The organism is Yersinia sp. J1 (assembly GCF_050586585.1).
Lineage (GTDB): Bacteria > Pseudomonadota > Gammaproteobacteria > Enterobacterales > Enterobacteriaceae > Yersinia > Yersinia entomophaga.
Map to the genome: position 1 here is coordinate 642,529 of NZ_JBOBDP010000001.1, position 12,497 is coordinate 655,025.

Genomic DNA, 12,497 nt, shown 5'->3' on the forward strand with positions numbered 1-12,497 from the left:
CACTTTCCGTGGGTCTTCGGCTGAGTGCCATCTTTTAACCGATGCCTAGAAGGCAACCAACATAGCCCTGAATGGAAAGGCATCAATCCTATGTCAGACGGCATAAGTGGAGATAACGACCGATGAAAAGCTGGAAAACGAGCGCAGAACAGATTATGACCGCAGGTCCGGTGGTCCCGGTAATCGTCATCAATAAACTCGAACAGGCGGTGCCTTTGGCTAAAGCGCTGGTTGCCGGTGGCGTACGCGTGCTGGAAGTGACTTTGCGTACCCCGTGCGCAGTTGACGCGATTCGCGCCATTGCACAGGAAGTACCAGAAGCGATTATTGGTGCCGGTACCGTGCTGAATCCTGAGCAATTGGCAGCCGTGACCGAAGCGGGCGCCCAGTTTGCTATTAGCCCTGGCTTAACCGCCGATCTGTTGCAGGCGGCCACCGCAGGCACGATTCCATTGATTCCAGGCATTAGCACCGTTTCTGAATTGATGCTAGGCATGAGTTACGGCCTGAAAGAGTTCAAATTCTTCCCGGCGGAAGCCAACGGTGGCGTGAAGGCGCTACAGGCTATCGGCGGCCCGTTCTCTCAGGTTCGCTTCTGCCCAACAGGCGGTATCACGCCAAATAATTACCGTGATTATTTAGCGCTGAAGAGTGTTTTATGTATCGGCGGCTCCTGGTTGGTTCCGGCCGATGCGCTGGAGAAAGGGGATTACAATCGGATAACCGAGCTGGCGAAACAGGCGGTAGAAGGCGCAGCGGCATAAGCTGTCTAAGCCCCTGAACCGGCGAGATAATTTCTGCTTTTCTCTAGAATTGAAAACCCCCAGATTCTGGGGGTTTTGTATTTTTGAAATAACTAAAGTGCTCTTTTCTAAACTTTTTTTTCTCTAATTTTTTCAAATTGGCGGTTTGCTTTCTATTTTTGCCTATGGTACAAATAGCTCAGTTAATTATTCTAATTTGATGAGGATTTGAGGCAAATCGCACTCGGTTTCACGAAATATGTGCGGCTAAAAAAGAGAAAACATTATGATTAAAACTAACGGAATTACTCTCAAAACTTCTACCTGCCAACTCTTCCTGTCTGCCATTCTAGCCAGTGAACATCACTGGTGCAGCGAGCTTTAGCGTCACTCTCCCTTAACCGGCGCGGCATTTAACTCCGCATAATCCGGGCATAGCATTTTTATACGCCAAGTGAGTATCTATTTCTTACGGCCTACGCACGTCTGCAATCTGTGATTTCAGCTTGTGCATGAGGATAACCGTAACAAATAGACCTTAGCGTGCGTTTTCGCGTGTTAGGAGAGATTTTATGATTTATTGGATTTTTTTAGGCTTAGCTATCGTTGCAGAAATTATTGGTACCCTTTCAATGAAATACGCCAGCGTCAGCGGCGAATTAACCGGCCATTTGGTGATGTATGTGATGATCACCGGTTCTTACATCTTATTGGCGATGGCGATTAAGAAAGTGGCATTGGGCGTGGCTTACGCGCTGTGGGAAGGGATCGGGATTCTCATTATTACTCTGTTCAGTGTGCTGTGGTTTGGCGAAACGCTGTCTCCGTTGAAAATCGCCGGTCTGGTGACCTTGGTGGGCGGGATTATGCTGGTTAAATCCGGCACCCGTAAGCCGAAAAAACCGGGTCAGGGCGGTGGCATCAAGCTCCCCGGAGCGCTGAAAGCCAAAGTCACTGGCCAGCCGACATTAGCGGTTAAGTCAGGTGGGGATCATGCAACAGCTTGAGTTTTACCACATTGGCTTTTTGATTCTGGCGGTGATTTTAGAAATTCTTGCCAATATTTTGTTGAAAATGTCAGACGGCTTCCGTCGGGTTTGGTTAGGGATTTTCTCCCTGCTGTCGGTACTTGGTGCGTTCAGCGCTTTAGCGCAGGCGGTAAAAGGTATCGATCTTTCGGTGGCTTACGCGTTATGGGGCGGTTTTGGTATTGCCGCTACCGTCGCGGCCGGTTGGATTCTGTTTAACCAGCGATTGAATTATAAAGGCTGGATTGGTCTGATTCTGCTGCTGGCCGGTATGGTGATGATTAAACTGGCGTAACACCGGGGATCGCACTGACTCAGTAACAAACTACAGAAAAGTCACAGAGAAACCATATAAAAACAAAAGGGTAGCCGGTGCATGCGGGCTACCCTTTGTACGATTTAACGTGCGGCGATAATTTTAATTTCGACTTTATACTGCGGATTCATCAACTTAGCCTGAACGGTGCAGCGTACCGGTGCGCTGCCGTCAACGACCCAAGCATCCCAGGCGGCGTTCATACCGGCAAAGTCTGCAGCGTCGGCCAGAAAAATTGTCGCATCGAGGATTTTGCTCTTGCTCGAACCCAGATGATTCAGCAGCATATCAATAGCGGCCAGCGTATTGGCCGTTTGCGCGGTAATATCAGCATCCAGATTTTCCGGTACGCCGGTGTAATAAATAGTGTCGTTATACACCACCGCATCTGACCAGCGTTTTTCCGGGTTAATTCGTTCAATGCTCATTTTCACTCCTTTGTGTGAATATCGTTATCTGCTACCTCTATCAGGGTAACATAAGTGATCGCGATAATGTGTGTGGTGCCTCAGCCTCATGCTTGGCATAATCAGCGCTGATTTGATTCGGCAGAGAGAAAGTGTGACAGACGATTTTGCAATAGACGGCGCTTTAGCGCAGGCGATAACCGGTTTTAACCCGCGAGAATCACAGCGTCAGATGGCGCAGGCGATCGGCGAAGTCATTACCACCAAACAACAATTGGTGGTGGAAGCAGGCACCGGTACCGGTAAAACCTATGCCTATTTGGCACCGGCGCTGCGTGCAGACTGCAAAGTCATTATCTCTACCGGTTCTAAGGCCTTACAGGATCAGCTGTATTCCCGCGATCTGCCTACGGTCGCCACGGCGTTGAAATATAAAGGCAAACTGGCGTTGCTAAAAGGACGCTCCAACTATTTGTGTCTGGAACGTTTGGAACAGCAAACTCTGGCAGGCGGTGAGCTGGCGGGAGAAACGCTGGTGGATTTAGTCCATTTGCGCGGCTGGTCGTCACAAACCGTAGACGGTGATATCAGCACCTGCGGCGATGTGGCGGAAGACAGTTTCGTCTGGCCGTTAGTCACAAGTACTAATGATAACTGTCTGGGCAGCGATTGCCCGGCTTATCAGGACTGTTTTGTGGTGAAGGCGCGCCGCCGCGCGATGGATGCGGATGTGGTGGTCGTTAACCATCACTTGTTTTTGGCGGATATGGTGGTGAAAGAAAGCGGCTTTGCCGAGCTGATCCCCAGCGCTGACGTAATGATTTTCGATGAAGCCCATCAGATTCCTGATATCGCCAGCCAGTATTTCGGCCAGCAGCTCACTAGCCGCCAGCTTATGGACTTAGCTAAGGATATCACCATCGCTTATCGCACTGAGGTGCGAGATTCGGTACAGCTACAGAAAAGCGCCGACCGGCTAAGCCAAAGTGCGCAGGATTTCCGATTGGTGCTTGGCGATCCCGGATTCCGTGGCAATCTGCGAGACGTACTCCAGCAACCGGCGATCCAGCGGGCTTTGCTGCTGTTAGACGATGCTTTAGAGCTGTGCTATGACGTAATGAAGCTGTCGCTTGGGCGCTCCGCTATGCTGGATGCGGCCTTCGAGCGAGCCACGCTATATCGCAACCGGTTGAAACGTTTGAAAGAAGTGACTACGCCGGGTTATAGCTATTGGTATGAATGTAATGCGCGCCATTTCGTGCTGGCTCTCACGCCGCTGTCGGTTTCCGATCGTTTCCGCGAGTTAATAGAAGAAAAAGCCGGTACCTGGATTTTCACTTCGGCCACTTTATCGGTGAACGATCAGCTAGGGCATTTTACTCAACGTCTCGGTTTAACCGATGCCAAAACCCTGCTGCTTCCCAGCCCGTTTGACTACGCCAATCAGGCATTGCTGTGTGTACCACGAAATTTGCCCAATGCCAATGAGCCGGGCGGGGCACGTAAACTGGCACAAATGCTCAAACCGATGATTGATGCTAATCAGGGACGCTGCTTTTTCCTTTGTACTTCTCATCAGATGATGCGCAGTCTGGCGGAGGAGTTTCGCGCCAGCATGACGTTACCGGTGCTGGTGCAGGGTGAAACCAGTAAAGGCCAGTTACTGGCTCAGTTCGTCGCTGCCGGTAATGCGTTACTGGTTGCAACCAGCAGTTTCTGGGAAGGGGTAGACGTACGCGGCGATGCGCTTTCCTGCGTGATTATTGACAAATTGCCCTTTACTTCACCGGACGATCCGCTATTGAAAGCGCGGATTGAAGACTGCCGATTGCGCGGCGGCGATCCGTTCAACGACGTGCAGTTACCCGATGCGGTGATTACCCTGAAACAGGGCGTTGGGCGTTTGATTCGGGATATTGACGATCGCGGGGTGCTGGTGATTTGCGATAACCGTCTGGTGATGCGGCCTTACGGTGCGGTATTCCTCAATAGTCTGCCGCCCACGCCACGTACCCGTGATTTGACCAAAGCTATCGCTTTCCTGAAACGGCAGGAGTGAGGGTAAAGCCTTGTGGGGTGTGCTATTATGCGCGCCCTGTGTTGAATATAGATTCTTTTTCCTGCCGAGGTTGGCATGTCCACGCGAATTTTAGCGATCGATACCGCAACAGAAGCCTGTTCTGTTGCACTCTGGAACGACGGCGCGATCCACGCCCATTTTGAACTTTGTGCCAGAGAACACACTCAGCGAATTCTTCCGCTGGTGCAGCAAGTTTTAACCGAATCCCACCTGACGTTAACTCAGTTGGACGCGCTGGCCTTTGGGCGCGGGCCGGGCAGTTTTACCGGTGTGCGTATTGGCATCGGCATCGGGCAAGGATTGGCGTTGGGTGCCAATTTGCCGATGATTGGCGTTTCCACGTTGCAAACCATGGCGCAGGGTGCATTTCGTCTGATCGGCGCAACTCGCGTATTAGCTGCAATTGATGCACGTATGGGCGAAGTGTATTGGGGACAGTTTGAACGCCAGACTGACGGTAGCTGGCTGGGCGAAGAAACCGAAGCGGTACTGACTCCGGCGCAAGTACAAGAGATGACGCAGGATTTAAGTGGCAATTGGGCCTTTGTTGGCACCGGTTGGCAGACTTATCCCGATCTGGTCGCGAGTCATGCGGCTATACTGACTGATGGGCAAATGTTGTTGCCGCAGGCGGAGGATATGCTGCCTCTGGCGATCCAACTGTGGAACAACGGTGCGGCCTTACCGGTTGAACAGGCTGAACCGGTTTACCTGCGTAATGAAGTGACCTGGAAAAAGTTACCTGGACGATAAAATATGGCAACTTGTCTCTGAATTTATGGTCTTAAAGTTTAAGATTAATTAAGGAGATAACGGCGATGACACCCAGTGAATTAAGGCGTAAATGGCTTTTCGGGCTAGTAGGACTGAGTGCCTTACTCTTGACTGGTTGCGTAACCATTCCCGATGCCATAAAAGGCACCACGGCTACGCCACAGCAAAACCTTAATGCGGTACGTAATGCGCCGCAGGTTTTTGCCGGTCAGGAGGCGCGTTTTGGCGGCACGGTCGTCAATGTGGTTAACGAAAAACAACGTACTCGTCTGGAGATTGCCAGCGTGCCGTTGGATTCAGGTGCCAGACCTATTCTCGGTGAACCGTCTCAAGGGCGAGTGATTGCCTATGTGGATGGTTTCCTCGAACCGGTAGATTTCCGTGGTCATCTGGTGACGGTCGTCGGGCCAATTGTCGGCAGCGAGGCGGGCAAAATTGGTATGACGCCCTATAACTTCGTGGTAATTAACGCCACCGGTTATAAGCGCTGGAATATTGCCCAGCAGGTGATGATGCCACCAGCGCCAATGGGGCCTTGGGGCTTCCGCGGTCATCCTGGGTGGGGGCCAGGCTGGGGTTGGTATGATACCGGGCCAGCGCAGATTCAGACTATTGTAACTGAATAGCGTTGCTGAAACGGTAGGCAAGTTAGCCAGCCGTTGCCAATATAATAATATAGAGAAGGGTGTTGAGCGATCGACACCTTTTTTTATTGTTTTAATCCGACAATTAGGGCGCTAAATCATCCTCTGCTCGGATAACTCCCCGTTACTGCCCCACATATTTGACTGTTATCTCGCGAGAGTGAACGCTGTTAGGTTCAAAAAATGACCCTGATTCAGGGGATAGGGCGCATCATTGCCACCCGGTCAGCCATGCCGCTCGCGACCTCCTCCGTCAGTATTTTCGTCAGCCAAGGCGGCGTATTACGTGAATTCAGGCGAATAAAACCGAATTTGGTATAGAGCGCAACGCTTTGAGCAAAACGGCTAAAGGTCGTCAGATACAGCGCGGTAGCGCCGCGATCTCGCAGACGATCAATGACTGCCGCCAATAATTGGCTGCCAATACCTTGTCCACCGTGCTGGGGTACAACATCAATTTCCCCCAGTAAAGCCCTCTGATCCACCCAGTACACTAAAGCGAAACCCACGGGAGTCCCGCTTCTGTCTTTCGCTATCCACAGGCGTTTTTCTCGCTGCGCTGTCACTAATTCAATCAGCGGCAGCGTTTCTGTTTTTAGATCATCAGGCAACAAGTGTGCAGGGAAAAGTTCGGCTGCCTGTTGCTCAATACTTGCCAAAAACGGCAGATGTTGCTTTTTAGCAGACTCAATCTGATATTCGGTCATTGTATCCACTCGTTAACATTAGAGTGACAGCTTAACCGCCAATGAAGAGTCGCATAAGGTTTTTTTGATAAATGGATAAAAACTATGTGTGCTATTTAATCGATTTGTTGAAATTATCACCGGGTAATCATTTTCAGCTCAGCTTTAGATTATAAACTGACTTAAACGGTGTATAATCAAAGAGTTACAATCATTATAATTATGAATTTATATAACGCATTGATTTTATTTATATTAATGAGGCGGCGATGGCCGCCTTGTTTTTTTGTTGAGATACATGAAAAAAATTAGTGATGTACTTCTCAACCTCAAAATTGTTTAAAAGCAAACTGGTACGCTGAGTTAAAATATTGTTAAAGTCCTGAGGTGGATTTGGGTGAAGATATGATAATCAACAATGATTTCAGGAGTGCTACCTTGGAAAAAGCATGGCTAAAACGTTACCCGGCGGATGTTCCAGCGGAAATTGATCCGGATCGTTACTCTTCTCTGGTGGAAATGTTTGAGAATGCGGCGCTGCGTTATGCGGATCAGCCTGCATTTATCAACATGGGTGAAGTCATGACTTTCCGTAAATTGGAAGAGCGTAGCCGCGCTTTTGCTGCCTATTTGCAAAATGGTTTGGGGTTGAAGAAGGGCGACCGCGTGGCGTTGATGATGCCGAACCTGTTGCAGTATCCCATAGCTTTGTTTGGTATTTTACGGGCTGGAATGGTGGTGGTGAACGTCAATCCGCTGTACACGCCCCGCGAGCTGGAACACCAACTGAACGACAGCGGCGCAGCAGCAATCGTGATTGTTTCCAATTTTGCTCATACATTGGAAAAAGTTGTCTTCAACACACAGATTAAACACGTTATTTTGACCCGCATGGGCGATCAGCTTTCCGCAGCGAAAGGCACATTGGTCAACTTTGTGGTGAAATATATCAAGCGTTTGGTGCCGAAATATCACTTACCTGACGCCATTTCTTTCCGTACCGTATTGCAAAAAGGCCGTCGCCTGCAATATGTCAAACCGGACGTGCTCAATACCGATTTGGCTTTCCTGCAATACACTGGTGGCACTACCGGCGTGGCTAAAGGCGCGATGCTAACCCACCGGAATATGCAATCTAACCTTGAACAGGCTAAAGCGGCCTATGCGCCGTTGCTACAGCCTGGGCAAGATTTAGTGGTAACGGCGTTGCCGCTGTACCACATCTTTGCTCTGACGATGAACTGCCTGCTATTTATCGAGCTGGGCGGGCGCAGCCTGTTAATCACCAATCCTCGAGATATTCCGGGAACGGTGAAAGAGCTCAGCCGTTATCCCTTTACCGCGATGACCGGGGTGAATACCTTGTTTAATGCGTTACTGAATAACGAAGAATTCAACAAACTTGATTTTTCCACTTTGCGACTTTCTGTCGGAGGGGGGATGCCGGTACAGAAAGCCGTTGCGGAAAAATGGGAAAAACTGACGGGCAGGCACTTGCTGGAGGGCTACGGCCTGACGGAGTGTTCACCTTTGGTCACAGGTAATCCCTATGATTTAAAACATTACAGTGGCAGTATTGGTCTGCCGGTGCCTTCTACCGATGTTCGCCTGATTGATGATAACGGGCAGGATGTTGAAACCGGTATGCCGGGGGAACTATGGGTGCGCGGGCCGCAAGTTATGTTAGGCTACTGGCAGCGGCCGGAAGCCACTGACGAAGTCTTAAAAGACGGTTGGTTGGCCACCGGAGATATTGCCACTATCGATGATATCGGCTTCTTGCGTATTGTCGATCGTAAAAAAGATATGATTCTGGTTTCTGGATTCAACGTTTATCCTAATGAAATCGAAGATGTGGTAGCGTTGCACCCTAAAGTACTGGAGTCTGCGGTGATCGGTGTGCCTAATGAGGTTTCCGGCGAAACGGTGAAAGTTTTCGTGGTAAGAAAAGACCCGTCTCTGAGCCGAGACGAATTGCTGACCCATTGCCGCCGCTATCTTACCGGTTATAAAGTACCGAAAATTGTCGAGTTCCGTGACGAATTGCCGAAATCAAACGTAGGCAAAATATTGCGCAGAGAACTGCGTGATGAACCTGTTAAGGAGAGTAGCAAAAACGCTGCTTAATAGGCTTCGTTACAGGCTCATCATCAACAACGCCGGTCAATACCGGCGTTGTTGTGTCTGTCATAGGCTAACGACCAAGAGAATGATGTTTTGAATTATCAGTTGATCACTACCGACGCTGCGTTGCAGCAAGTCTGCGAGCAAGCTCGTAACCATACCCAGGTGGCTTTGGATACAGAATTTGTCAGAACGCGTACCTACTATCCTCAGTTGGGCCTGATTCAACTGTTTGACGGTGAACAACTTTCACTGATCGACCCTTTGCCGATCACCGAATGGCAGCCCTTTCGCGAGTTGCTGAAAGACGAGTCGGTGGTGAAGTTTCTGCACGCGGGCAGTGAAGATCTTGAAGTCTTTCTTAATGCATTTCAGCAATTACCTACGCCAATGATTGATACTCAGGTATTAGCTGCCTTTACGGGTAAAACGCTTTCCTGCGGTTTTGCGACGCTGGTGGCAGAACTGGAAGGCGTCGAATTGGATAAAAGTGAGTCCCGCACCGATTGGCTGGCTCGTCCATTAACTGAGAAACAGTGCGATTATGCGGCGGCCGATGTTTTCTATCTATTGCCTATGGCAAAAAAGCTGGTGGATGCCACATTGGCGGCGGGGCGTATGGATGCCGCGCAGGACGAATGCCTGCTGCTGTGTCGCCGTCGCAGTGAAACGGTAGATCCTGAGCTGGCTTATCGTGAGATAACTAACGCCTGGCAGTTACGAGGTCGTCAGTTGGCATGTTTGCAAAAACTGGCGTCGTGGCGTTTACGTCAGGCGCGCGAGCGTGATTTGGCGGTCAACTTTGTGGTCAGAGAGGAAAATCTGTGGCAGGTTGCTCGCTATCAACCTACGTCACTCGGTGAACTGGATTCTCTGGGCTTAAGCGGTCAGGAAATTCGCTACCACGGGCGCACTTTGCTGGCGCTGGTGGCTGAAGGTAATGCAGTGCCGGAAGATCAGTTGCCACCTTTGGTCGCCAACCTTATCGACCAGCCGGGTTACAAAAAAGTCTTTAAAGATATTAAAGCATTGATTCAGGCCGTGAGCGAGCGCAGTGGATTAAGCAGTGAGCTTTTGGCTTCACGTCGGCAAATTAATCAGTTATTGAATTGGCATTGGAAACTCAAGCCGATTGAAATTCGTCCTGAGTTATTAGCCGGATGGCGCGGTGATTTGTTAGGTAGTGAATTGGAAGAAATACTTAAACAGTATTAATCCTATTTAAGGGCAGGGGAACTCTCTTCTGCTCTGAATATTTTATACGCGGTAGGATTTTATTTATTTAGCGGTATCAATAATCCATCAAGCTATTAAGACTTTTTTTGCCAGAAATGACGAAACTCATTTCCGCAGTAACTTCTTTTCACTGTGTTTATATACAGCCAGGAAAACTCAATTACCCCCTGTAAATAAATACAGGGGGTAATTAATGCGACGATGTCATTTAGGTGTTTCTTCCGTTTCCGGTAATGTCACGTTAAGTTCTAACACCGAAATATCGTCACCTTTCTGCTCAAACTGAACGTGTAGCATTTCCGGATCGATCTGAATATATTTACAAATCACCGCCAATATATCGCGCTTAAGATCAGGCAAATAATGGGGCTCACTGTCCCCACGACGACGCTCAGCGACGATAATTTGCAGCCGTTCCTTGGCTATATTGGCTGTCGGTTTTTTGCGGGACAGAAAAAAGTCTAACAAGGCCATGGTTTATCCCCCAAAAAGGCGTTTCAGGAAGCCCTTCTTCTCTTCTTCAATGAAGCGGAATGGGCGTTCTTCTCCTAGTAAACGATCAACGGTATCGTCATATGCTTTACCCGCATCTGACTCTTTATCCAGAATAACCGGCTCGCCTTGGTTAGAAGCGCGCAATACGGATTGGTCTTCTGGGATAACGCCAACCAGCGGGATCCTAAGGATTTCCAGGACGTCCTCCATGCTCAGCATGTCACCGCGACTCACCCGGCCTGGGTTATAACGGGTCAGCAGCAGGTGTTCTTTAATCGGCTCTTCGCCACGTTCGGCACGACGAGATTTTGAGGATAAAATACCCAAAATACGGTCGGAATCGCGAACGGAAGAGACTTCCGGGTTAGTGGTAATGACTGCTTCATCGGCAAAGTAAAGGGCCATTAACGCCCCGCTTTCGATACCGGCAGGAGAATCACAAACCACAAAGTCAAAATTCATATCGCCAAGGTCGTTCAGGATTTTCTCAACGCCTTCAACGGTCAGAGCATCTTTATCACGAGTTTGTGATGCGGGTAGAATATAGAGATTATCCGTGCGTTTATCTTTTATCAGCGCCTGATTCAGGGTGGCATCACCTTGAATGACGTTAACAAAATCATAAACAACTCGACGCTCACATCCCATAATCAAATCAAGGTTACGCAGGCCGATATCAAAATCGATGACCACGGTTTTCTTACCTTTTTGGGCCAAGCCGGTCGCAATGGCCGCACTTGAAGTGGTCTTGCCAACGCCCCCTTTACCCGATGTAACAACAATAATGCGTGCCATGAAATGGATTCCTTGTTAAAAGGGCTTAATTTAGAGGTTGTATGGTTAAAGCATTATCCAACAGATGAAGACGTGCGGCCTGGCCAAAATAATCGCTTGGAATCTGGTCACTTAACCAATATTGCCCTGCAATAGAGACTAGCTCAGCGCTCAGATGTGTGCAAAAAATCTGACACTGAGCATCGCCAGAAGCGCCAGCTAAAGCACGCCCTCGCATCATTCCATAGATATGAATATTGCCGTCTGCAATAAGTTCTGCACCGGCACTGACACTGCTGATAACAATCAAATCACAATTACGGGCATAAATCTGTTGGCCGGAACGGACAGGAGTATTAATGATACGCGTCTTAACGGGGGCATTTTCCGGTGGGCTTACTGGCTCGGGAGCCATCTTTTGGCCTTTACCTTCATTCAGTAATGGCAAACCCGCTCGAGCAATCGCACGTTTTTGTCGTTCATCCCGACAGCCGCTGACGCCAACAATACGAAGGCCCGCTGAAGTGACAGCCTGCTGAACATCTCTGAAGTTAGCATCGTTAGGTAACGTAGCAACATTAAGAACAACAGGGGCGTTTTTCAGAAAAGCGGGAGCTTGTTCCACTTTTTCCTGCAAAGCCTGACGAATTACCTCCGGCTGTGCATGATGTAAATGCACTACCGATAGGGTAAAACTACTGCCTTTTAACTCAATTGGCGATTGTGACATCTATCCTGACTCAGTTTCAGCTACGTTAAATCCCCGGAATACCATTCGGGGTACGATATTCCGATGTACCTATGCATGTTATAGGTAATATAAAGATAAATCTATCCGTATCAATATATCGAAACCCTTCAGCAACATTTATTAAAATTCGATTGGAAATTACAGCACAACTTTGGCGTATTCGCTAGCCCACCTCGGCTATATATCTCTGTTACTGGTCGTTTTATGTGATAATTGATCCGGTACCAAATCAAATTCACCGGTGTTTGTCTTGTATGTAAAATAGACAGAAAGTAATGTGGCTGAGTCAGTTCTGTCTATTTATCCCATTGATGTTTTTTCAATAGAAGTTTTTCCGGTTGTATTTTAGTAATAATAAAATCTTCAATTCATATAATTTCAGATCAATCTGAGCATTTATTGTCAGCCTTGAGTCCAATAGCGAGTTAATTGGGCGAAT

Annotated in this window: 13 protein-coding genes; 8 read left to right on the top strand and 5 right to left on the bottom strand. The window is 48.8% G+C overall.

From position 1 onward, the window contains the following. Window positions 1-122: 122 nt before the first annotated feature. From ACQ4OC_RS02730 to mdtI, 3 genes are all read left to right on the top strand, one after another. Window positions 123-764, top strand: coding sequence for a bifunctional 4-hydroxy-2-oxoglutarate aldolase/2-dehydro-3-deoxy-phosphogluconate aldolase (locus tag ACQ4OC_RS02730; protein WP_064513491.1), 642 nt, complete (start codon window positions 123-125; stop codon window positions 762-764). A gap of 551 nt (window positions 765-1,315) precedes the next feature. Beyond that, window positions 1,316-1,750 (top strand): multidrug/spermidine efflux SMR transporter subunit MdtJ, encoded by a 435-nt coding sequence (gene mdtJ / locus ACQ4OC_RS02735; protein WP_064513493.1) that lies wholly within the window; start codon window positions 1,316-1,318, stop codon window positions 1,748-1,750. Beyond that, window positions 1,737-2,066, top strand: a complete 330-nt coding sequence (gene mdtI, locus ACQ4OC_RS02740; RefSeq protein ID WP_064513495.1) for a multidrug/spermidine efflux SMR transporter subunit MdtI — start codon at window positions 1,737-1,739, stop codon at window positions 2,064-2,066. The genes mdtJ and mdtI overlap by 14 nt, the downstream gene beginning before the upstream one ends. 104 nt (window positions 2,067-2,170) lie before the next feature. Here mdtI and ACQ4OC_RS02745 read toward each other — a convergent pair whose 3' ends face one another. Further along, complete coding sequence (locus ACQ4OC_RS02745; RefSeq protein WP_064513497.1) at window positions 2,171-2,515, bottom strand: RidA family protein; 345 nt, start codon at window positions 2,513-2,515, stop codon at window positions 2,171-2,173. Window positions 2,516-2,648: 133 nt separating this feature from the next. On the opposite strand from ACQ4OC_RS02745, the gene ACQ4OC_RS02750 reads away from it, so the two are divergent. The 3 genes from ACQ4OC_RS02750 (at window position 2,649) to ACQ4OC_RS02760 (ending at window position 5,974) form a co-directional block, all read left to right on the top strand. Beyond that, entirely contained in the window at window positions 2,649-4,553 is a 1,905-nt protein-coding gene (locus ACQ4OC_RS02750) for an ATP-dependent DNA helicase (protein WP_064518247.1), read from the top strand. A gap of 75 nt (window positions 4,554-4,628) precedes the next feature. After that, window positions 4,629-5,327, top strand: a complete 699-nt coding sequence (gene tsaB / locus ACQ4OC_RS02755; protein WP_064513499.1) for a tRNA (adenosine(37)-N6)-threonylcarbamoyltransferase complex dimerization subunit type 1 TsaB — start codon at window positions 4,629-4,631, stop codon at window positions 5,325-5,327. A gap of 65 nt (window positions 5,328-5,392) precedes the next feature. Beyond that, window positions 5,393-5,974 (top strand): Slp family lipoprotein, encoded by a 582-nt coding sequence (locus ACQ4OC_RS02760; protein WP_430970912.1) that lies wholly within the window; start codon window positions 5,393-5,395, stop codon window positions 5,972-5,974. A 212-nt stretch (window positions 5,975-6,186) separates the two neighbouring features. Here the strand turns inward: ACQ4OC_RS02760 and ACQ4OC_RS02765 are convergent, their stop codons facing one another. Beyond that, the gene (locus ACQ4OC_RS02765) at window positions 6,187-6,699 is read right to left on the bottom strand and encodes a GNAT family N-acetyltransferase (protein ID WP_064513503.1); all 513 of its coding nucleotides are present in this window, start codon (window positions 6,697-6,699) and stop codon (window positions 6,187-6,189) included. Window positions 6,700-7,116: 417 nt separating this feature from the next. Between ACQ4OC_RS02765 and fadD the strand changes: the two genes are divergently transcribed. Together fadD and rnd are read left to right on the top strand one after the other, a co-directional pair. Further along, window positions 7,117-8,805, top strand: coding sequence for a long-chain-fatty-acid--CoA ligase FadD (fadD, locus tag ACQ4OC_RS02770; protein ID WP_064513505.1), 1,689 nt, complete (start codon window positions 7,117-7,119; stop codon window positions 8,803-8,805). A 90-nt stretch (window positions 8,806-8,895) separates the two neighbouring features. Next, window positions 8,896-10,017 (top strand): ribonuclease D, encoded by a 1,122-nt coding sequence (rnd, locus tag ACQ4OC_RS02775; RefSeq protein WP_064513507.1) that lies wholly within the window; start codon window positions 8,896-8,898, stop codon window positions 10,015-10,017. A gap of 225 nt (window positions 10,018-10,242) precedes the next feature. Here rnd and minE read toward each other — a convergent pair whose 3' ends face one another. From minE to minC, 3 genes are read right to left on the bottom strand one after another with little or no spacing between them, the layout of a single operon-like run. Continuing rightward, on the bottom strand, window positions 10,243-10,512 hold the full coding sequence (gene minE, locus ACQ4OC_RS02780; protein ID WP_002211180.1) for a cell division topological specificity factor MinE: 270 nt from the start codon (window positions 10,510-10,512) through the stop codon (window positions 10,243-10,245). Window positions 10,513-10,515: 3 nt separating this feature from the next. Beyond that, on the bottom strand, window positions 10,516-11,328 hold the full coding sequence (gene minD, locus ACQ4OC_RS02785) for a septum site-determining protein MinD (protein WP_049597704.1): 813 nt from the start codon (window positions 11,326-11,328) through the stop codon (window positions 10,516-10,518). Window positions 11,329-11,353: 25 nt separating this feature from the next. Further along, the gene (gene minC, locus ACQ4OC_RS02790) at window positions 11,354-12,037 is read right to left on the bottom strand and encodes a septum site-determining protein MinC (RefSeq protein WP_064513509.1); all 684 of its coding nucleotides are present in this window, start codon (window positions 12,035-12,037) and stop codon (window positions 11,354-11,356) included. Window positions 12,038-12,497: the final 460 nt, after the last annotated feature.